Origin of the sequence: Rhizobium sp. AG855, from assembly GCF_003610655.1 — a bacterium.
Taxonomy (GTDB): domain Bacteria; phylum Pseudomonadota; class Alphaproteobacteria; order Rhizobiales; family Rhizobiaceae; genus Allorhizobium; species Allorhizobium wuzhouense.
Genome location: NZ_RAQG01000003.1, coordinates 1,134,278 through 1,155,164 on the forward strand (window position 1 = coordinate 1,134,278; position 20,887 = coordinate 1,155,164).

The window sequence follows — 20,887 nt, forward strand, 5'->3', positions numbered from 1 at the left end:
TCAGATCAGGACCTGACGCAGCACCATGACGACCACCCATCCCGCTATTAGCATCGGGATGGCCGAGAAGCGCAGGCCGACAAGCAGGGAAACCGCCATGGCGAGCTTGATGTCGATGCTGCCTGCGAAGAAGGCCGGGGCGACGAGGGTGGTCAGCACAGCCGCAGGCACGGCGTTCAGTGCGGCCTCCAGACGCGGCGGCATGGTTTTGAGACGCTTGACCAACACATATCCGCCGATCCGCGTCATGTAGGTGGCAACCGCTGCCGAGAGGATCAGCAGAACCATGTAGGGCGTGAAAATCGCGCTCATGACGCCTGCTCCTCCGCTGCACCTTGTGTCTTCGGCGGCAGGAGGGCGGCAAGGGCAATGCCAGCAATGGCGCCGATGCTGATATGCCAGGGCGCGCCGACGAGATGCTGGGCCAGGACGGATACCGCGGCACTCACGACAACGATCGGCAGGAAATTGCTGCGCCTGCGGAAGCCAAGCACCAGCCCCATGAAATAGATCGGCAGCAGCACGTCGATGCCCCAGATCGCCGGGTCGCCGATGATCTTGCCGAGCATGCCGCCGATCGCCGACATGACGACCCAGGGGAAATAGATGACCGCGCCGAAGCCGAGATACCAGCGGAAGGTGACTTTATGGCCGGTTTCTCCGCGCGCCAGCGTTTCGGCGAACTGGGGATCGGTGAGCAGGAAGAAGCTCAGCAGCTTTTGCGGCAGGGTGAAATGGTCGACCAACGGGGTCAAAGCAGCCGAATACAGAATATGACGGAAGTTGACGGCCAGGATCGATAGAACCACGATCCAGAGCGGTACATGCTGGCCGAAGAGTTCGATGCCGACCAGCTGACTGGCGCCTGCATAGACGACTGCGCTCATCAGCGTGGCTTCCGCGACCGTCTGGCCGTTGGCCACTGCGACGGCGCCGAACAGGATGGCGAAAGGGCCTGCTGAGATGATCACCGGAAGGGCCTTCAATGCACCTTCGGCGAAATCGGAGCGAGTGGCGTGTGCGGCGTTCGGCATGCGGATCTCTTTGGCTTTTGGCCTTGGCTAGCCTGTTGGCTGTCCGTGCGCAAACCAATAGGATTGATGGAACGACCATCGCGATTGATGTTTGGTGTGGTGCGGCTATCGGCAAGCGCCTGCAGGGCAGGGGAGGAAAAGATGAACGATGACAGCTTCCCGAAGGACGCGCGTGGCTGCATCGCCTTGGAACTGAAGGCGTATCTGAGTGACGAGTTCGATCTGGAGATCGGCCGTTTCGAAGCCGAAGGCCTGCTCGACGAAATGCTCAGGCTTGCGGGGCCGTATCTCTACAATGCCGGGCTTCGCGACGCCCAGGCGCTCCTGATGCGGCACGTCGATGACGTCAATGACGGTATCGACCAACTGGAGCGCAGGCCGGAAGCCTGAGGTTTACTTCTTCGGTCGAACCTGGAACGTGTGCTCCGGACCGGGGAAGGTCCGAGCCTTTACCTCTTCCGCATAGTCCGAAACCGCCTTGTCGATGACGTTGGCGAGTTCGGCGAAATGCTTGACGAAACGGGGCTTGAACTCGTTGAACAGGCCGAGCATGTCGTCGGAAACCAGGATCTGGCCATCGCAGGCCGGCGAGGCGCCAATGCCGATCGTGGCGGATTTGACCATGGTGGTGATCTCGCGGGCGATGGGTTCGACGGTGCCTTCGATCACCATGGCGAAAGCGCCGGCTTCATCGATGGCCTTGGCATCCCGGCGGATCTTGTCCTGTTCGGCCTCGCTGTGGCCCTTGGAGCGGTAACCACCCGAAGTGTTCACCTGTTGCGGCATCAGGCCGATATGACCGAAGACGGGAACTCCGCGCGATACCAGGAAGTCGACGGTTTCGGCCATTTCCGCGCCGCCTTCCAGCTTGACGCCGTCACAGCCGGTTTCCTTCATCAGGCGCACGGCATTGCGGAAGGCTTGTTCCTTGCTCTCCTGATAGGAGCCGAAAGGCAGGTCAACGATGACGCAGGCGCGCTTCGTGCCACGCATCACGGCCTGGCCGTGCGCGATCATCATCTCCATCGTGACGGCGACGGTCGTGTCGAGACCGTAGAGAACCATGCCGAGGCTGTCCCCGACCAGGAGCAGATCGCAGTGGGGATCCATGATCCGGGCGATGGGTGTCGTATAGGCGGTCAGCGATACGATCGGGCGGACGCCTTTCAGGGCGCCGATATCAGCCGGGGTCAGGCGTTTCTGGCGGGGTGGTGTGCTCATGTCAGGCGGCCTCCATGCCGGTGGCGGCCGCTTGGCCGATGATGCGGTTGTCGAGAAGCTTCGTCTTGCCGAAGCGAACGTAAAGAAGCACGAGCGCGTTTCCGTTGACCGTTTCGATGCGCTGCAGGGTCTGCGGATCGCGGATCGCGACGACCTCCGGTTCGGCCAAGGGTTCCGTGCGCAGGAATTCCAAGAGCTTTGCCTCCAGCATGGAGACGTTCCTGATCCCGGTCAACAACAGGCGCTCCGCTTCTGCGAGGGTCTGCGGGACGATAACGGCGGCGGCCCGTTCTTCTTTTGACAGGTAGACATTGCGCGAGGAGCAGGCGAGGCCATCCGCCTCGCGTACCGTGGTGACCGGCACGATTCGCACCGGCTGTGCCAGATCCTCGACCATCTTCTGGATGATCGTCACCTGCTGGTAGTCCTTCTCGCCGAAATAGGCGGCGTCCGGCTGGACGATGTTGAAGAGCTTGGTGACGACGGTCGCGACGCCAGCGAAGTGGCCGGGGCGCGCTTCCCCTTCCAGTTCCGCGCCGAGTTTCGGCAGGTCGACCACGGTCTGCATGGGTTCGGGATACATTTCGGCGACGGACGGTGCAAAGAGGAAATCCACGCCCGCCGCGCGCAAGAGAGATGCGTCACGCTCCAGATCGCGCGGATATTTCTCCAGGTCTTCATTCTTTCCGAACTGAAGCGGATTGACGAAGATCGACACGACGGTCACGTCGTTGTCGGCTTTCGACCGGGAAACGAGGCTGAGATGCCCCTGGTGGAGATAGCCCATCGTCGGCACGAAACCGATCGCCTGACCGTTTCGTCGGTGAATGGCGAGCTTTTCCCGCAAAGCGGCGATCGTGGTGATGATGTCCATGACCGGGTGTCCTCCCTGTCTGCTCTTGCGCTGGCCTCTAACGCGTGGCGCGAAAAAAGGCAATCGCACGAATCATTTGCAGGCCTGTCTTCAGATTCCGATTCGGCTGCTGTCGATGATCTCGACCCCGGCATGTGCCATGGCGGCGAGTGCTTCCTCGACGCCCTTTGGGTCGATGCCGCGGCAGCCGTCGGCGATGAGCCGTATCTTGGCCCCTGGCAGCATGTCGACGGCATCGAGCGCAGAGAAGCGAACGCAGTAATCCGTGGCCAGACCCATGAGGTCGAGTTCGGTGACGCCTTTTGATTTGAGATAGCCCGAAAGGCCTGTCAGCGCTGCCTTGTCGTTGTCGCGGAAGGCGGAGTAGCTGTCGACGGCAGGGTTCTCGCCCTTGCGCTGGACATGATCGATACGAGCAGTGTCGAGATCGGGATGGAATTCCGCATCCGGCGTGCCCTGGATGCAGTGATCCGGCCACATCACCTGCGGCTGGCCGGACAGCACGCCCATGTCGAAGGGTTTCTTGCCAGGGTGCTGGGAGGCGAAGCTGCCGTGATTTGCCGGGTGCCAGTCCTGGGACGCGACCACGAGATCGTAGCCGCCCTTTTCGATCACCCTGTTGGCAATCGCCACCACCGCATCACCGTCTGCGACGGGAAGATTTCCGCCGGGGCAGAAGCCGTTCTGGATGTCGATCAACAACAATGCCCTGGTCATCGCATGCGCTCCCGTGTTGTGCGCCGCAAGATGGCAATGCACGGGGAAGGGATCAAGAGAAAGTTCAGAAAATTCAGCCTGGCAACGCGCTCAAACATTGTTCCATCGTCGATGGAACAATCGGGCGCTCACCTCGTTCGACCTCAAGTCGCAGGTCCCGCATCCCGCGCCCTTCGACGCGCGGGACCATCTCGAATATTTTCCAGCAATGAATGGACTTGGTATGTTTTTGACCATCACCATCGGCATATTCGCCCTGTTAGGGCTCGTGCTCGGGGTCGGCGGAGTTCAGCTCGCCGTTCTCGGTGGCAGTTTGTACTATCTGATCGCCGGCATCGTTTTTCTCGTAACCGCGATTCTCCTTTTCCTGCGCCGTGTGGAGGCGCTCTGGCTCTACGGTGCCTTTATTCTCGGCAGCCTTGCCTGGGCGCTGTGGGAAGTGGGCCTCGACTGGTGGCAGCTCGGCCCGCGGGGCGGTCTCGTCGTCGTTCTCGGCTTATGGCTGATGTTGCCGGGCGTTCGACGTCGTCTGGGGTCTTCCCATGGCATGGGCCGTGTTGCGTCTGGCATCATGCCATTGGCGCTGCCCGTCCTGGTCGCGGTAGTGGTCGCCGGCGTATCGCTCTTCACGGACCCCTATGATCGTTCCGGCAGCCTGCCGACCGACCAGGTGGCCGCAGCACCGGCGCTTGGTGGTGATGTGCCGGATGGAGACTGGCACCAGTATGGCCGCACGCCTTACGGCCAGCGATATTCGCCGCTCACTCAGATCAACACTGACAACGTCAAGGATCTCAAGGTCGCCTGGACCTATCAGACGGGCGATGTGAAGCTCCCGGAGGATGTGAACGAGACCACCTATCAGGTCACCCCTCTGAAGGTGGACGACACGCTTTACCTCTGCACGCCGCATAATTGGGCGATCGCCGTCGATGCGGCAACGGGCAAGGAAAAGTGGAAGTTCGATGCGAATGTGGGGCTCAATCCCGACCGACAGCACCAGACCTGCCGCGGCGTGACCTATTACAAGGATCTGGCGGCGACTGCCGGCACCGCGTGTGCAACCCGTGTCTACCTGCCGACGTCGGATGCCCGGTTGATCGCCCTTGATGCGGCGACCGGCAATGTCTGCGAGAATTTCGCCAATGGCGGGACCCTGCAGCTCGGCCAGGGCATGCGCTACAACCCGGCGGGTTATTACTACTCGACCTCGCCGCCTGTTATCGCTGCGGGCAAGATCATCATCGGCGGTGCGGTCAACGACAACTACTCGACGCAGTCGCAATCGGGCGTCATCCGTGCCTTCGACGTTAATACCGGTGAACTCGTCTGGAACTGGGACAGCGGCAACCCCACCCAGACCGCACCGATCGGCGAGGGAGAGACCTATACGACCAACTCACCGAACAGCTGGTCGGTGTTCTCGGTCGATGAAGAGCTTGGTCTCGTCTACATCCCGCTCGGCAATCAGGTGCCGGACCAGCTTGGCATGGGGCGCAGCGAAAGTGTCGAGAAATATTCGTCGTCCATTGTCGCCCTCGACGTGAATACCGGACAGGACCGATGGGTCCGCCAGACCGTGCATCACGATCTCTGGGACATGGACGTTCCAGCGCAGCCGGTGTTGATCGACATCACCAACAAGGACGGCGCCGTGGTGCCGGCTCTGGTGGGGCCGACCAAGCAGGGTGACCTCTATGTGCTCGATCGCAGGAGTGGCGAGCCGATCATTCCGGTTCGCGAAATCCCGGCACCGGGTGGAGCCATTCCGGAAGACTTCACGTCTCCGACCCAGCCGATCTCGGATCTCACCTTCCGACCGCCGACGCTCACGGAAAGCAATATGTGGGGCCTGTCGATCATCGACCAGATGATGTGCCGGATTGCCTTTCACAAGTTGAACTACGAGGGCCAGTATACGCCTCCGTCGCTCAACGGAACGCTCGTCTATCCCGGCAATTTCGGCACGTTCAACTGGGGCTCTGTCGCAGTCGATCCGGAACGGCAGGTGATGTTCGGCATGCCGACCTATCTGGCGTTCACCTCCAAGCTCGTTCCCCGCGCCAATATTCCGCCGAAGGGTGAGGGCGAAAAGGGTTCGGAGCAGGGTCTCAATCGCAATGAAGGCGCGCCTTACGGTGTCATCATGGGGCCGTTCCTGTCGCCGCTCGGCATTCCGTGCCAGGCACCGCCATGGGGCACTGTCGCCGGTGTCGATCTGCGCACCGGAGAGATCGCTTACCAGCATCGCAACGGTACCGTCTACGACATGACGCCGCTGCCGCTGCCGTTCAAGGTCGGCGTTCCCGGCATCGGTGGCCCCATGATCACCAAGGGTGGCGTGGTTTTCCTCGGAGCCGCCGTGGACGACTATCTGCGTGCCTATGATCTGACCACGGGTGAACAGCTGTGGGAGGCCCGCCTTCCGGCAGGTGGCCAGGCGACGCCGATGACCTATGCGCTCGACAACGGCAAGCAATATCTCGTTATGGTGGCCGGTGGTCACGGCTCGGTCGGCACCAAGCCGGGCGACTATGTGATTGCCTATACGCTGCCAGATTAAGTGACATTTCCTCGTCCGAGGGGCACAGCACCCCCTGTCGCAAGGCAGGGGGTGTTTCCGTTTGAAGCATGTCGCGGCAATCGCGATGCCCCGGAAACGGAACATTAACCATGTGATTCTAAACACATCTCGTAACGTGAGGATGTTTCGCATGAGTAGCCAAGCCATGACCGGCCAGACCAACCCGACCATCGCCTTCTTTCCGCTTGCGAGCCGCCGGGACCTGGTGCGCCGGTCGGCCGTCGAACTCGACCGCCTGAATGGCTATGCCGCCGCCGAATTCTGGAAGGCCACCTGCCGCGGACTTGGCAACGAGCTTCTTGCGCTCGGGTGCCCGGAAGACGAGATGCGCGCCGAGATCATGGATTTCCAGGCGGCCGTTCAAGTTGAACTGATGTGGCTGCACCGCGAGGAAGCCGCTCAGGGCTGAGCCTGCTTCTCTCATCAAACCAATAGTTCCTGTTGGCAAAACTGCTTTGCGCTTGTCCGCTCGCTTGCTGCTCCGGTAAGACAGCGCCAAACCTCCGGTTCCCTTTACGAGCAGCAGTGTCTTGGCCAAACTTCATTTCATTTACGCGACCATGAATGCCGGCAAGTCGACGCTCTTGCTGCAGGCTGCCTATAACTATCAGGAACGTGGCATGCGGGTCGCGATGCTGATCAGCGATCTGGACAATCGTGCCGGGAAGGGCTTCATTGGTTCGCGGATCGGCCTGAGGGCGGAGGCGGATGCCTTTGGTCCGGAAGCCGACCTCTTCGCCGCCATCAAGGCGGACCATGATTCTTCGCCTCTCTCCTGCGTCTTCGTCGACGAGGCGCAATTCCTCACCACGGATCAGGTATGGCAGCTGTCGAGAATCGTTGACGATCTCGACTTGCCAGTCATGGCCTACGGCTTGCGCACGGATTTTCGTGGCGAACTGTTTCCGGGATCGCGCGGCCTGCTGGCCATCGCCGATGAACTCACCGAGGCGCGTTCTATCTGCCATTGCGGGCGCAAGGCGACGATGGTCGTCCGCGTTGGCGAGGACGGCAAGGCGCTAAAAGACGGGGCCCAGGTGATGATCGGTGGCAATGAAACCTATACGGCGCTGTGCCGCCGTCATTGGCAGCGCGCGTTTTCGGTGGACGAGATACACACCGAAAACTGAGCTGCCGCGCGCATCAGGGAAGAAATCGCCCTCAGGTCGCGATCCTCTGTCCGTTTCGAAGCTTGTGCCAAAGCAGAAGACCTGAACGCGCGAGAAAACGGCTGACCTCGAGATAGGTCCGGTACGGCAAAACCGTCAGGTATCGCCAGCGCGGCAATTTGTGCGCATTGATATTCGCCTGGATCTGCGACTCGAATTCCGAATCCTGGCTGGCGACCAGAGGCGTGACAAAAGCCCCCTTCAGTCCCGACAGAAATTCGAGGTCAAAGGCAATGTCATAGGCGAGGCGCATCGGGACAAGGCGTTTCGTGATCCACCGCGCCGCCTTGCGGTTGATCATATAGGCACCGGAGCCTTTTTCTCGGGTCAGCGCCATCGACAGCGAACGACCGCTCGTCAACTTGCGAAAGGGAAACTTGCGGCCTCGGCTCACAGTGGTGAGCCTGAGGATATCCCAAGCATCGCTGTTCTTTGCAGCAGAATCGACCGTCTGCAGGAAGTCCGGCTCGAATGATACGTCGTCTTCGAGGATCAGGCAGAGATCGGCATCGGATGCCAGGAACCGGCGGGCGCATTCCACATGGCTGAGGTAGCAGCCGACCTCTCCGTGTTTCAGGCGCCGGCCGTGCAAAATCTTGTAGGAGAGCTCGGAAAATTCCGGGATGGGGAAGGAAAGGTTGCGGCCGATGACTGCGGGAACACGTTCTGCCGCGATGCCGACAGCTGCGGTTTCACGGTTCATCACCGCCAGGCGATCTTCAGCGCCATCCATGTTGATGAGATAAACGGCGAGCGTCGAACGGCTTTCCGGAAGGACTTGCAATCTTGTCTCCATGCACCAGAAAATGCCATGCTTTCTGAGCAATCCTGACGCCATCGTCAATAGCGGAGAGGGGCCGTCACCCCTTCTCGACGAACCCATCCAAAACGCGCTTCTGGCCGGCCCGGTCGAAATCGATCGTCAGCTTGTTGCCTTCGATCGAGGCGATGTTGCCATTGCCGAACTTCAGGTGAAAAACCCGATCTCCGACGGAGAAACGCGAGGGCTCGGTGCTCGTCGATTTCGCCACCAGTTCGCCATCGATCGTGCGGGCCTTGGGGCCGCTTTCGCCATAACCGATGCGCTCGACCGAATGGCCGGAGCGGTTGCCCCAGTTGTCGCGGGTGGCATCCGTCTTGTTGGCCTGGGCACGTTTCCAGCCGGGTGTGGTGTAGTTGTTCTGGAAGGGCTCCTGCTTGTCGAAGCGGGACTGGCCGTAAGGGTTGCGGCCATAACCGCCATAGGAGGTCTCGGCTTCCGCCACTTCGACGTGGGTTTTCGGCAGTTCATCCAGAAACCGCGACGGCATGGTCGACTGCCACAGGCCGTGGATGCGGCGGTTGGAGACAAACCAGATATGGCAGCGGCGCTTGGCGCGGGTGATCCCGACATAGGCGAGGCGACGTTCCTCTTCGAGGCCCGAGCGGCCCCCTTCATCAAGCGCGCGTTGATGCGGGAAGAGGCCTTCTTCCCAGCCGGGCAGGAAGACGGTTTCGAATTCCAGGCCCTTGGCCGAATGCAGCGTCATGATCGAGACGGCATCCATGTTTTCGTTCTGCTCGACATCCATGACCAGCGAGACATGTTCGAGGAAACCGCGCAGGCTCTCGAAGGCCTCCATCGAGCGGACGAGTTCTTTCAGGTTGTCGAGACGACCCGGCGCTTCGGCCGATTTGTCGTTCTTCCACATGTCGGTATAGCCGGACTCTTCCAGCACCTGCTCAGCGAGTTCCGTATGCGGGGTGTTTTCGAGCAGTTCGCCCCAGCGGCGGAACATCATGACCACGTCGAAAAGCGCCTTGCGGGCCTTGGGCTTCAACTCGTCCGTCTCGATAATGTCGGAGGCTGCCGCCAGCATCGGAATATCGCGGGCGCGGGCATAATCGTGCAAAGCGCGGATCGTGGTGTCGCCGAGGCCGCGTTTCGGCGTGTTGACGATGCGCTCGAAAGCGAGATCGTCGGCCGGTTGGCAGATCAGGCGGAAGTAAGCCATGGCATCGCGGATTTCCATACGCTCATAGAAGCGCGGGCCGCCGATGACGCGGTAGTTGAGGCCGAGCGTGACGAACCGGTCTTCGAATTCGCGCATCTGGAAGGAGGCGCGGACCAGGATCGCCATGTTGTTCAGCGGGTGCTGATTGCGCTGCAACTGCTCGATTTCCTCGCCGACGGCGCGGGCCTCCTCTTCCGAGTCCCAGGCCGCGTGCACGACGACCTTTTCGTCGTTCGGGTCGACGCGGTCGGTGAACAGCGTCTTGCCAAGCCGGCCTTCATTGTGAGCGATCAGATGGCCGGCAGCACCCAGGATATGTTCCGTCGAGCGGTAGTTGCGCTCCAGCTTGATCACCTTGGCGCCGGGGAAATCCTTCTCGAAACGCAGGATGTTGTCGACCTCGGCGCCACGCCAGCCATAGATCGACTGGTCGTCGTCGCCGACGCAGCAAACATTCTGTGGCACGCCCTGTGGGCGCTGGGCGAGCAGGCGGAGCCACATGTACTGCGCGGTGTTGGTGTCCTGATACTCGTCGACCAGGACATATTTGAAGCGCTGGTGGTATTCCTTCAGCACATCCGGGTTGGCCTTGAACATCCGGATCGGATGCAAGAGCAGGTCGCCGAAATCGCAGGCGTTCAGCGTCTTCAGGCGGGCTTGGTAGGCCGCATAGAGTTCGCGGCCCTTGCCGTTGGCAAAGGCGCGGGCATCGCCTTCCGGGATCTGGGCGGGGTCGAGGCCCTTGTTCTTCCAGCCGTCGATCATCTGGGCGAACTGCTTGGCCGGCCAGCGCTTGTCGTCCAGACCCTCGGCCTGGATGATCTGCTTGATCAGCCGCACGACATCATCGGTGTCGAGGATGGTGAAATCGGAGGAGAGGCCGACCAGTTCGGCGTGGCGACGCAGGAGCTTGACGCCGATCGAGTGGAAGGTGCCGAGCCAGGGCATGCCTTCGACAGCGCCGCCGACGAGATGGCCGATGCGTTCCTTCATCTCGCGGGCGGCCTTATTGGTGAAGGTCACGGCGAGGATCTGGCTGGGATAGGCGCGGTTGGTCGCAAGGATATGGGCGATGCGGGTGGTGAGCACGCGTGTCTTGCCGGTGCCGGCACCAGCCAGAACGAGCACGGGACCATCAACCGTTTCGACGGCTTCGCGCTGTTCCGGGTTCAGGCCCGTCAGGTAATCCGGAGCGCTCGCCTGTCCGCGCGCGGCCATGGCGCGGGCTGCAATGCCCAGTCCACCCGTCGTCGGCGGGGCAGGGGCTGCTTCCTTCTTGCGCGGGGCTGGTTCCTCGTCGAAGAAGGGAATATCGTCAAAACCGTTACTCATGCGGCCCAATGTAGTGATTCGGGATCGAAAGGCCAGTGAGGGCGTTCTGGTTTTATTCCTGCGGGGACCGTTCACCACCGGTTTTCGACCGCAATCCGGCGACACCGTGGCTCGCTGTCGACCGTGCGGCCAGCGGTGCAATCGATCGTCTGATCACGCGGGCGTGAATTCGCGCGAGATTACAAATCAGTAAGCTTGCCTCGAAGGCATTGCCAGACACAATCTGAGCCCCATACTCCGCCCTATCGATTGTATGAATATCATCTGGAGCCTTGCATGCCGCTTTGGAAGCAACTCATCATCAGTGTTGCGCTGTTGTTTCTCGGACTATGCCTCTGGGTTTATATGTCGCCCGGCGCCGGGCGGAGCCTTGTGCAGATGGGCGTACCCGAGGGTCTCGTCGCAATGATCTCGGCCGGTGACCCCGAGGTCCCGTCTGGGAACGGGTCGGCTGCCAGGGGGCAGGCTCAAGGTCAAGGTCAAGGACAGGGACAGGGACAGGGCCAAAGACGAGGCGGCGGCCGCGGCGATCAGAACATCCTCGTTGCGACGCAGCCGGTTGTCATGGCCGTCGTCAACGACCGGCTGAACGCGATCGGCGACGGCGAGGCGATCGATGCGGTGACCGTCATGCCGCAGGCCTCTGGCATGATTGCCGAGATCCTGGTGACCTCTGGTCAAAAGGTCAAAAAAGGTGACGTGATCGCGCGCCTCGACAGCGACGAGCAGGTGATCCTGCGCGATCAGGCGAAGGTTGCGCTGAGGAGCGCGACGGAGAAGGCGGAGTCCTACGGAAATCTGAAGAGTTTTTCCCGTCTTGAGGTTCTGGATGCGCAGATCGCGCGCGAGCAGGCCGAACTCCAGTTGACCACGGCCGAACTGAACCTCAAGCGCCGGCAGATCACGGCGCCGATCGATGGCGTGATCGGTATTGTCGGCGTGAGCGTCGGCGACAATGTGACCAATTCGAGCGCCATCGTCTCCCTCGACAATCGCTCACAGTTGCTCGTTGATTTCTGGGCGCCGGAACGTTTCGTGGCGGCGGTGAAGTCCGGCATGGCTGTGGAGGCCGCGTCGGTTGCACGGCCGGGCCAGCGCTTCTCAGGCACGATCGATGCCGTCGACAGTCGCGTCGATCCGGCCAGCCGGACCATTCGCGTCCGCGCACGGATTGACAATCCCGATGATCTCCTCCGGGCAGGCATGTCGTTTGCCGTTTCGATGAGCTTTCCCGGCGATCGATATCCGGCCGTCAACCCGCTTGCAGTTCAATGGGACGGGCAGGGGTCCTTCGTCTGGCAGATCGTCGACAACAAATCCGTGAAGACGCGTGTCCGCATCATCCAGCGCAATTCGGATCAGGTGCTGATCGATGCCCCGCTGAAGGCGGGGGATGTGGTTGCCGTTGAAGGCCTGCAGCGTGTCCGGGAGGGCGGGGCCGTCGAGGTGGCGGCTGCCGGAGCCGATGGGAAGGCACCGGAGGTCGCGACGCGATGAGTGCGACAGAGAGCCCTCCCGAACAGTCAGGTCGCAACTTTACTGCTCTCTTCGTCCGTCGGCCGGTCCTGGCCGCCGTGCTGAATACGCTTCTGGTGGTGGCCGGCCTTGCGGCTCTGGCCGGCATCGAAGTGCGTGAACTGCCTGATGTCGATCAGCCGGTCATCACTGTCAGCACGAATTACGACGGTGCATCGGCCCAGACCATGGACCAGGAGGTGACCCGCGTCATCGAAGGTGCCGTGGCACGCGTCAGCGGGCTCAAATCCATGTCGTCGCGCTCACAGTTCGGATCCAGCCGCACGACACTTGAATTCTCCGATAGTGTCGATCTCGCCGTTGCGGCGAACGATGTGCGCGATGCGCTCGGCCGCGTCCGCAACCAGTTGCCCGACGACGTCGACGAGCCGCGCATTGTCAAGGCGGATTCAGATTCCCAGCCGATCATGCGGCTTGGTGTCACGTCCACGACGCTGTCGATGGAAGACCTGACGCTCCTGGTCGAGAACGAGATATCCGACCGTCTGGCGGCCGTTGATGGTGTCGCCGATGTCGAAATCTATGGCGATCAGGAAAAGGTCTTCCGGATCGATGTCAATCAGGCTGCTCTTGCCAGCCGCGGCCTGACGGTCGCCAACCTTTCGACGGCTCTGCAGGGAGCTTCGCTCGACGTGCCCGCCGGGTCGCTGGAATCGCTGACCCAGGATATCGTCGTGCGGGCGACGGCAAGCCTGACCTCGGTCGAGGACTTCGAGAATGTTCTCATCGGCAACCAGGTGCGGTTGCGTGACGTCGCGACGGTCACGCTTGGACCGGACGACGGTTCAACCGCTCTGCGTTCCAACGGCGTGGCTGGTGTCGGTCTCGGTGTCATCCGTCAGGCGCAGTCGAATACGCTCAGCATTTCAAGTGGCGTGCATGCTGCCGTCGCGGACCTTCAGGATGTCCTGCCAGAGGGCACCAGGATCGTTGTCAGCAGCGACGACGCCGTGTTCATCCAGGGCGCTCTGCACGAGGTGGAGCTTGCGCTCTCCCTGTCTGCGGCGATCGTGCTCGTCGTGCTCTTCCTTTTCCTGCGCGACTGGCGCGCGACGCTCATTCCAGCGCTGACCATGCCGGTGGCGCTGATCGGGACGTTGGCCGCTATCTACATGGTCGGCTTCTCGATCAACATCCTCACATTGCTCGCGATCGTTCTGGCGACCGGTCTGGTGGTCGATGATGCCATCGTCGTCCTGGAGAACATCGTCCGGCGAAGATCCGAAGGCATGGGGCCGCGGGCCGCCGCCGTTCTCGGCACGCAGGAGGTGTTTTTTGCGGTGCTCGCAACGACGGCCACGCTTGCGGCCGTCTTCGTTCCGCTCTCCTTCCTGCCGGGGCAGCTTGGCGGGCTCTTCCGTGAATTCGGCTTCGTGCTCGCGTTTGCCGTTCTCTTGTCCTCGGTCACGGCACTGACGCTCTGTCCGATGATGGCCTCGCGCATGCTGCGGCAGGCCAAGGACGAGGATCACGGGATACTTGGCCGGTTCGGTGCGCGTTTCTCGTCGGTCTACCGTCGCAGCCTCGGCGCATGCCTGCGCAACCCTCTCATCGTCGTCGTGGTCGCCGTGATATTCTCGGCTGCCGCCTATGGCACCTTCACCGGTATCCGCAGCGAACTGACGCCGCGGGAAGACCGGTCTATGGTGATGATGCGGCTTTCGACGCCGCAGGGCTCAAGCCTCGCCTATACGCGGGATCAGGTCCAGCGGGTCGAGGAAAAGCTGAAGCCCCTGATCGACAATGGGGAAATTCGCAACGTCTTCTCGATTTCCGGACAGGGTTCATCCAACAGCGCCTTCATGGTGCTCACGCTCGCGCCGTGGGACGAGCGGACGCGCACGCAGGACCAGATCGTGCAGGACGTGAATGCGGCTGCGGCCACAGTGCCCGCCCTGCGCGGCAACGTCTTCCAGTCGAACAGCCTTCGCATCCGCGGCGCCGGCAGCGGTCTGCAGATGGCGATCGTCGGCAGCAGTCACGAAAAGCTGACGGAGGCGGCGATCAAGATCGTCGACCAGATGGGCAATTCACCGCTGTTGCAGACGCCAAGGCTCGATAACGAGCCCACGCAGGCGCAGATTTCCGTCACCATCGACCGCGAGCGCGCGTCCGATCTCGGCGTCGACATCAACGCAATCGGAACGTCGTTGCAGGCGCTGCTCGAAGGGCGCTCGGTGACCGACGTGTTCATCGACGGCAATTCGATCCCGGTCCGGCTGGTGTCGAGCACGCAGCCGATCAACGATCCGACCGATCTCGAAAACATCTTCCTCACCACGTCCGATGGTCGCGTCGTGCCGATGTCGACCATCGCGACATTGGAAGAGAGGGCGGTGGCGCCGCAGCTCAACCGTGAGCAACAGCTGGCTTCCGTCTCCTTCTCCGCCGGTCTCAACGACGGGGTGGCCTTGGGCGATGCGGTCGAGGCCGTGAAGGCCATCGCCGAGCCGCTGCTGCCGCCGGGTTCGCGTCTGGTGCCGCTTGCGGAAGCCGCGACCCTGCAGGAGAATTCCTACGGGATGGCGCTAACCTTCGGATTTGCCATCGCCATTATCTTCCTGGTGCTGGCGGCGCAGTTCGAAAGCGTGATTTCCGGTCTGATCATCATGGCAACGGTGCCTCTGGGGCTTGCCTGCGCGGTCTTTGCGTTGGTCATCACGGGGTCGACGCTTAACGTCTACAGCCAGATCGGTCTCGTGCTTCTGGTCGGGGTCATGGCGAAAAACGGCATCCTGATCGTCGAATTCGCCAATCAGTTGCGCGACCGGGGGCAGAGCGTACGCGAGGCGATCGAGAATGCCTGCGCGATCCGCCTTCGTCCCGTGATGATGACGATGATCGCCACCGTTCTCGGCGGATTCCCGCTGGTGCTGGCGCAAGGGGCGGGTGCGGAGGCCCGCATCGCGCTCGGCTGGGTCATCGTCGGCGGGCTGGGCTTTGCGACCCTGGTGACGCTCTACATTACGCCGGTTGCCTACCTGCTCCTGGCGCGTTTCTCCAAGCCGCATGCCCATGAAGAGGCACGGTTGAAGCGCGAACTTGATGATGCCACCTTCAAGGGCGCGAACGATGCCGGAGAGCCGCCACGGATCGCCGCCGAGTGACTGCTGCGCGCGCGTCATCGCGCGCGGCGTTTCTGTCACTGGACAAAGAAATGCGCCTATCCCATAGCAGGGACGCCGCAGGCGATGCGATGTCTGCAATGAAAATTTCGGGAGGTAGGGGATGGCGCGCAAGGATGTGATCGACGGCAAGCGCAACGAGGCGGGGATCGCGGCCGCGCTGCCGATCCTCAAGCAGCGTTTCGGCGACCGCTTCCAGACCGGGCAGTCTTTCCGCGAACAGCACAGCCACACGACCACCTATCTGCAGTCGCAATTGCCCGACGGAGTGGTTTTCGTCGAGCAGACTGCCGATGTGCAGGAGGTGGTGCGCATCTGTGCTGCTCACCAGGTGCCGATCGTCGCCTTCGGGACGGGGTCGTCGCTCGAAGGGCAGGTCAACGCGCCCTCCGGCGGCATATCCGTTGATTTCAGCCGGATGAACAGGGTTCTTGAGGTCAATGCGGAGGATCTCGACTGCACAGTTGAGCCAGGCGTGACGCGCGAGGATCTGAATACCTATCTGCGCGATACGGGTCTGTTTTTTCCGATCGATCCCGGCGCCAATGCTTCGCTCGGCGGCATGACTGCGACCCGCGCGTCGGGCACCAATGCGGTGCGCTATGGCACGATGAAGGACAATGTGCTGGCGCTGACCGTTGTCACTGCCGATGGCGAGGAGATCCGCACCGCGCACCGGGCGCGGAAATCATCCGCCGGCTACGACCTTACCCGCCTTTTCGTCGGCTCCGAGGGCACGCTTGGTCTCATCACCTCGATCACGCTCCGGCTGCAAGGCATACCGGCGAAGATCGGCGGAGGCGTCTGTGCTTTCCCAACGCTCGAAGACGCCTGCAATGCCGTGATCATGACCATTCAGATGGGCATTCCGGTGGCGCGGATCGAACTGCTCGACGAGATGCAGATCCGTGCCTGCAACGCCTATTCGAAGCTCTCTTATCCGGAGCGGCCGACGCTTTTCGTCGAATTCCACGGGACGGACGAGATGGTTGCCCTGCAGTCGCAGCAGTTTGCCGAGATCGCGGCCGAATTCGGTGCCGATGCCTTCCAGTGTACGGCCAATGCCGAGGAGCGCGCGCAGCTGTGGAAGGCACGTCACAATGCCTATTGGGCGAGCCGGGCGCTGGCTCCGGAACTTGCCGCCCTGTCGACCGATGTCTGCGTGCCCATCTCGCGGCTGGCCGAATGCGTTGCCGAAACGCAGTCGGATATTCGCCAACATGGTTTTCTTGCACCGATCGTCGGCCATGCTGGCGACGGCAATTTCCATGTGCTGCTGCTGTTCGACGACAAGGATCCGAAGGGCGTCGCGGAGGCGGAGGCCTTCCTGGAGAGACTGAACGGACGGGCTCTCGCCATGGACGGGACCTGCACCGGCGAACATGGCATCGGGCAGGGCAAGATCAGCTATCTGAGACAGGAGCTAGCCTCGGCGCTGCCGGTCATGCGGGCGATCAAGGCGAGCCTCGATCCACAGGATCTGTTCAATCCGGGCAAGATTTTTCGCGTCTGACTACAAGACCTTACGGCTTGCTACCACGGCGAATTGGGTTACCCTGCGGCCGAAATCAAGGAGTGGCATTGGTGCTCGGACGCATACTGGTAACGCTGGGCGGTCTTTTGGTGGTGGCGCTGTTTGCCGCGCTGCTGGCGCCCTTCTTCATCGACTGGACCAGCTTTCGGCAGGACTTCGAAAGCCGGGCGAGCCAGCTTCTGGGCAAGAAAGTCGTCGTGCATGGGGCGGTCAGCGCCCGCATTCTGCCTTTTCCCTCGGTGACCATGGAAGACGTGACCGTCGGCACGGATGTCGACGGTTCACCGCTTGTTCAGATCGCCCGCTTCTCGCTTGATGCAGAACTGGCGCCTTTCATGTCTGGCGAGGCACGTATCTTCGACATGCGCATCGAGCAGCCGAAGGCGCGGATCCGGCTTCTCGCTGACGGAACTCTCGACTGGTTGCGCGGCAGCCGGCCGAGCATTCCCGCGCGGACCGTGATTCTGGAGAGGGTGTCGGTTACCGGCGGCCATGTCGAATTCATCGACGAGCAATCTGGCCGCAACCGCGTTCTGTCGGATCTCGATGCTGACATTTCCGCCCGGACGCTGGCGGGCCCCTGGTCGGTTTCCGGACGGGCATCGCTGGATGGCGAGGTTGGTGGGTTTGCCTTGACCAGCTCGGAAAGCACCAACGAGACAGTGCCGATCCGGCTGCGGATCGAACCGGATGCACGCCCCTTCGACGTGTCGCTGGAAGGTGAACTGGCGCTGCAAGATGGACGGCCGATCTACAAGGGGCAATTCCTCTCGACCTGGAAACAGGCGGAGACTGCCGCGCCTGCAGCCGGTGCTCCGACGCCTGCGCCGGGTCCACGGCTGCGCGGGGCGTTCGAGCTGACCAATGAGAGCGTCGCAATCCCGTCCTACCGCCTGGAGCTCGGTGACGTCGCCGATCCCTATGTGATCACCGGCGAGGCCAAGCTCGACACGGGGGCGAAGCCGGAATTCCTGCTCACGGCCGAAGGGCAGCAGGTCGACGTCAACCGGCTCGCGGCCGATGGCAGCCGGGCGGCGAAGACGGCCCGCAACGGAACAGTGTCGCTGCAGCAGCGGCTGACCCTTCTCCTGCAAACGGCGGCCAAGATCCCCGTGCCTGATGTGCCGGGACGTGCCACGCTGAAATTACCGGCGATCCTTGCCGGTGATACCGTCTTCCGCGATATTCAGCTCGACGTTCGGCCAGCGGCCCCCGGCTGGACAGTCGATCGCGCCGTCGCCGTGCTTCCGGGACGCACCCAGGTGGAGGCGAGCGGGCGGTTGATGCTGACCGGTTCGCCGTCATTCGATGGCAATCTGCTGGTCGCCTCCACCCAGCCATCGGGTCTTGCCACCTGGATCTCCGGCAAGGTGGATCCGGCAATCCGGCAACTCCGCTCTGCCGGGTTTTCGGCGACCGTGAACCTGACCCCCGAACTTCAGCGCTTCGAAAAGCTGGAGCTTGCCGTCGGCGATGAGCCGCTTAAAGGCCGTCTGGAGCGGGAATCGCGATCGGGCGTGGCGCCGAGCCTGTCGGTCGATCTCACAGGTGCCGGCCTCGATCTCGACGCGGCGCGCGCCATTGCTGCTCTGGTCATTGGTGAAGATGCCGAGCGCAACCTGCTGGCCGAGCGGATCGCCGCCCGGCTGAAGCTTGGCCGACTGACGGCTTTCGGGGTCGATATCGGTGATGTCGACAGCATCGTCAGCTATGAAGGCGACCGGCTTTCGGTCGAGCGTATGAAGCTCGGCAACGTCGCCGGCGCGTCGCTCGACATTGCCGGTGCCGTGGCCCTGTCTGCAGGCGTCTTTGACGGCGAGGGGCGGGTATCGCTGCGTTCGAAGGATCCATCCGCGTTCCTGGCGCTGCTCGACCAACGGTTTGCCGGACGCCCCGTGCTCAAGCGTTTGGCCGCGAGCGCCGACTGGTATGCGGATACCGATATCTCGGCCGATATCGCCCTCGACGGAGGCGGCAATGTGCGGGTGAGCGGCGGCGGCCGGACCGATGGCAGCCGGGCGACTTTCACGGTCAGCGCACCGACCCTGGCTGCACTGACGAGCGGCGACGGACGCAGCATCGAAGCGAGCCTGGAAAACGACGAAGCGCAGATCCTGATGGGCCAGGCGGGGCTTGCGCCGCTTCCGTGGACGATCGGCGAAGGTGGACGCCTGGGACTGGTCCTCAAGGGCGGGGATTCCCGGACTGCCGATGCCGAGATCCGCTTCGATGGCGCACGCACGAGTCTGTCCGCGACCGGCAGGCTGACCGGCGTTGACGGCCCGCATCTTCTGGACGGCGCGTGGAATGCCTCCGTCGAGAGCGCGGATATCGGGCCCTACCTGATGGCGCTCGGGGTCAGTCTGCCCGCAGCCGAAGCCGGGGTTCCGACCAAGGCGGCGGCGCAGTTCGGACTTTCCGAAGGGCAGGTGACGATCGATGATCTCACCTCGACCGTAGCGGGCCAGGCGGTCAGCGGGCGTGGCACGCTCGATCTGCGTGGCGTCGTGCCAATGGCGAAGGCAACGGTGTCGCTCGACAGCCTCGACCTGGAATGGCTGGCCGAGACGATGCTCGGGCCGGTGCGCGATCCGGCCTCAGGCGCGCTTGCGGCAACACCGCTTGCGAAGAGCATGGTGACTGCCGATCTCGATCTCGACCTTAAGGCAAAGCAGGTCTGGCCGGGTATCGGCGAGGCGATGACTGATGTTGCCGCGAAGCTGACGGCCAGATCCGGTGAACTGACACTCGACGAGGCCAGAGGTTCCTGGCTTGGCGGCACCATGACCGGACGATTGTCACTCGCCAACACCGATGGAAACGGATTTCTGCAATCGCGCCTCGACGTGAAGGGAGCCGATCTCGGTCGCAGCCTGAATGCGTTGCGGCTGGAACGTGGCCTCGATCCGGCGACAGCCTTGTCCGGCTCTTATGACATGACCTTTGTCGGCGAGGGGGGCGGGGCCAGCATTGCCGAGCTGGTCGGTGGCGCGAGCGGGTCGGGCGAGCTTGCCCTGCCTCGCCTGTCAATCCGCGATCTGGATCTTGCCATCCTGCCGCGCCTCGTTGCCCAGGCGGATGCACTCGGCACCGAGCTGGACCAGGACAAGGTGCGAGGCATGGCCGACGCATTGTTGTTCCAGGGAGGGACGGTGGTCGAGGGGCTGAAGCTTCCCTTTGCACTGTCCGATCATACGATCCGGGTGCAAAATGCGGTTGCCCAGACCAACCCTGCGTCGCTGGATGGCAGCGCAAGGCTCGACCTGGACAATGGGACGCTGGAGGGCGAAATCGGTGTGGCGCTCGCAGCTGGAGATCTCGCCATGGAAGGGGCTGCGCCCAATCTGCGGCTTCTGCTGCAAGGGGCGGCTCTTTCGCCGGAGCGTGTGCTCGACGTCACGGAACTCACCAATTTCCTCTCGCTGCGCGCCTTCGAGACGGAACGCCGACGGGTGGAGGCGCTTCAATCGAGCGTACTGGAGAAGCAGAGACTGAGGCGGGAGGCAGCACTTGCCCGTTCGAGGGCCGAAGAGCGGGCTCGTCTTGAGGAAGAAGCGCGGCAGCGCGCCGAGGCGGAGCGATTGCAACAGGAGGAACCGCCGGCCGATCCCGCGACAGCGGACGATGCGGGTGCCGTCGCGCCATCGGGTCCGACGACAGAAAGCGTGCCAGCGTCGCCGCTTCTGCCCGTTCCACAGCAGGAACGGGTCGTGCGCCAGCCGCTGCCGGGCATGACCTTTGAGGGGCTGCCAGGTGTGCGGTGAAGG

The 20,887-nt window shown here is 62.5% G+C and carries 15 protein-coding genes; 8 read left to right on the forward strand and 7 right to left on the reverse strand.

Features of this window, described 5'->3' with window-relative positions; genetic code table 11:
• Positions 1-312, reverse strand: coding sequence for an AzlD family protein (locus DFO46_RS05515; protein WP_120276613.1), 312 nt, complete (start codon positions 310-312; stop codon positions 1-3).
• Positions 309-1,034, reverse strand: a complete 726-nt coding sequence (locus DFO46_RS05520; RefSeq protein ID WP_120276614.1) for an AzlC family ABC transporter permease — start codon at positions 1,032-1,034, stop codon at positions 309-311. Before DFO46_RS05520 ends, DFO46_RS05515 begins: the two co-directional genes overlap by 4 nt.
• Positions 1,035-1,175: 141 nt before the next feature.
• On the opposite strand from DFO46_RS05520, the gene DFO46_RS05525 reads away from it, so the two are divergent.
• Entirely contained in the window at positions 1,176-1,424 is a 249-nt protein-coding gene (locus DFO46_RS05525) for a DUF2164 domain-containing protein (RefSeq protein ID WP_120276615.1), read from the forward strand.
• 3 nt (positions 1,425-1,427) lie between these two features.
• On the opposite strand, the gene panB is transcribed toward DFO46_RS05525, so the two are convergent.
• The 3 genes from panB to pncA form a co-directional block, all read right to left on the reverse strand.
• Complete coding sequence (gene panB / locus DFO46_RS05530; RefSeq protein WP_110790757.1) at positions 1,428-2,255, reverse strand: 3-methyl-2-oxobutanoate hydroxymethyltransferase; 828 nt, start codon at positions 2,253-2,255, stop codon at positions 1,428-1,430.
• Position 2,256: 1 nt separating this feature from the next.
• Positions 2,257-3,129: a pantoate--beta-alanine ligase gene (gene panC / locus DFO46_RS05535; protein WP_110790756.1), complete on the reverse strand. Its 873-nt coding sequence runs from the start codon at positions 3,127-3,129 to the stop codon at positions 2,257-2,259.
• Between the two features lie 90 nt (positions 3,130-3,219).
• Positions 3,220-3,846: a bifunctional nicotinamidase/pyrazinamidase gene (gene pncA, locus DFO46_RS05540; protein WP_120276616.1), complete on the reverse strand. Its 627-nt coding sequence runs from the start codon at positions 3,844-3,846 to the stop codon at positions 3,220-3,222.
• A gap of 223 nt (positions 3,847-4,069) precedes the next feature.
• Here pncA and DFO46_RS05545 point away from each other — a divergent pair, with 223 nt between their 5' ends.
• The 3 genes from DFO46_RS05545 (at position 4,070) to DFO46_RS05555 (ending at position 7,560) form a co-directional block, all read left to right on the forward strand.
• The gene (locus DFO46_RS05545; RefSeq protein ID WP_120278151.1) at positions 4,070-6,409 is read left to right on the forward strand and encodes a glucose/quinate/shikimate family membrane-bound PQQ-dependent dehydrogenase; all 2,340 of its coding nucleotides are present in this window, start codon (positions 4,070-4,072) and stop codon (positions 6,407-6,409) included.
• A gap of 151 nt (positions 6,410-6,560) precedes the next feature.
• Positions 6,561-6,839: a DUF6074 family protein gene (locus DFO46_RS05550; RefSeq protein ID WP_120276617.1), complete on the forward strand. Its 279-nt coding sequence runs from the start codon at positions 6,561-6,563 to the stop codon at positions 6,837-6,839.
• A 121-nt stretch (positions 6,840-6,960) separates the two neighbouring features.
• Positions 6,961-7,560: a thymidine kinase gene (locus DFO46_RS05555; RefSeq protein WP_120276618.1), complete on the forward strand. Its 600-nt coding sequence runs from the start codon at positions 6,961-6,963 to the stop codon at positions 7,558-7,560.
• A 31-nt stretch (positions 7,561-7,591) separates the two neighbouring features.
• On the opposite strand, the gene DFO46_RS05560 is transcribed toward DFO46_RS05555, so the two are convergent.
• Positions 7,592-8,383, reverse strand: a complete 792-nt coding sequence (locus DFO46_RS05560) for a glycosyltransferase family 25 protein (RefSeq protein ID WP_120276619.1) — start codon at positions 8,381-8,383, stop codon at positions 7,592-7,594.
• Positions 8,384-8,459: 76 nt separating this feature from the next.
• Positions 8,460-10,925: a UvrD-helicase domain-containing protein gene (locus tag DFO46_RS05565; RefSeq protein WP_183041842.1), complete on the reverse strand. Its 2,466-nt coding sequence runs from the start codon at positions 10,923-10,925 to the stop codon at positions 8,460-8,462.
• A gap of 276 nt (positions 10,926-11,201) precedes the next feature.
• Between DFO46_RS05565 and DFO46_RS05570 the strand changes: the two genes are divergently transcribed.
• The 4 genes from DFO46_RS05570 (at position 11,202) to DFO46_RS05585 (ending at position 20,884) form a co-directional block, all read left to right on the forward strand.
• A complete protein-coding gene (locus tag DFO46_RS05570) occupies positions 11,202-12,422 on the forward strand; it encodes an efflux RND transporter periplasmic adaptor subunit (protein ID WP_120276621.1) in 1,221 nt (406 codons plus the stop codon).
• Positions 12,419-15,568, forward strand: coding sequence for an efflux RND transporter permease subunit (locus tag DFO46_RS05575; protein ID WP_120276622.1), 3,150 nt, complete (start codon positions 12,419-12,421; stop codon positions 15,566-15,568). The genes DFO46_RS05570 and DFO46_RS05575 overlap by 4 nt, the downstream gene beginning before the upstream one ends.
• Positions 15,569-15,689: 121 nt before the next feature.
• Entirely contained in the window at positions 15,690-17,099 is a 1,410-nt protein-coding gene (locus DFO46_RS05580) for an FAD-linked oxidase C-terminal domain-containing protein (protein ID WP_120276623.1), read from the forward strand.
• Positions 17,100-17,170: 71 nt separating this feature from the next.
• Complete coding sequence (locus DFO46_RS05585; protein ID WP_120278152.1) at positions 17,171-20,884, forward strand: AsmA-like C-terminal region-containing protein; 3,714 nt, start codon at positions 17,171-17,173, stop codon at positions 20,882-20,884.
• Positions 20,885-20,887: the final 3 nt, after the last annotated feature.

Coding starts and splice junctions, on each gene's coding strand:
- DFO46_RS05520 (WP_120276614.1), bottom strand. CDS start 1,034: ATGCCGAACGCCGCACACGCCACTCGCTCCGATTTCGCCGAAGGTGCA.
- DFO46_RS05580 (WP_120276623.1), top strand. CDS start 15,690: ATGGCGCGCAAGGATGTGATCGACGGCAAGCGCAACGAGGCGGGGATC.
- panC (WP_110790756.1), bottom strand. CDS start 3,129: ATGGACATCATCACCACGATCGCCGCTTTGCGGGAAAAGCTCGCCATT.
- DFO46_RS05515 (WP_120276613.1), bottom strand. CDS start 312: ATGAGCGCGATTTTCACGCCCTACATGGTTCTGCTGATCCTCTCGGCA.
- DFO46_RS05565 (WP_183041842.1), bottom strand. CDS start 10,925: ATGAGTAACGGTTTTGACGATATTCCCTTCTTCGACGAGGAACCAGCC.
- panB (WP_110790757.1), bottom strand. CDS start 2,255: ATGAGCACACCACCCCGCCAGAAACGCCTGACCCCGGCTGATATCGGC.
- DFO46_RS05545 (WP_120278151.1), top strand. CDS start 4,070: ATGTTTTTGACCATCACCATCGGCATATTCGCCCTGTTAGGGCTCGTG.
- DFO46_RS05525 (WP_120276615.1), top strand. CDS start 1,176: ATGAACGATGACAGCTTCCCGAAGGACGCGCGTGGCTGCATCGCCTTG.
- DFO46_RS05550 (WP_120276617.1), top strand. CDS start 6,561: ATGAGTAGCCAAGCCATGACCGGCCAGACCAACCCGACCATCGCCTTC.
- pncA (WP_120276616.1), bottom strand. CDS start 3,846: ATGACCAGGGCATTGTTGTTGATCGACATCCAGAACGGCTTCTGCCCC.
- DFO46_RS05575 (WP_120276622.1), top strand. CDS start 12,419: ATGAGTGCGACAGAGAGCCCTCCCGAACAGTCAGGTCGCAACTTTACT.
- DFO46_RS05570 (WP_120276621.1), top strand. CDS start 11,202: ATGCCGCTTTGGAAGCAACTCATCATCAGTGTTGCGCTGTTGTTTCTC.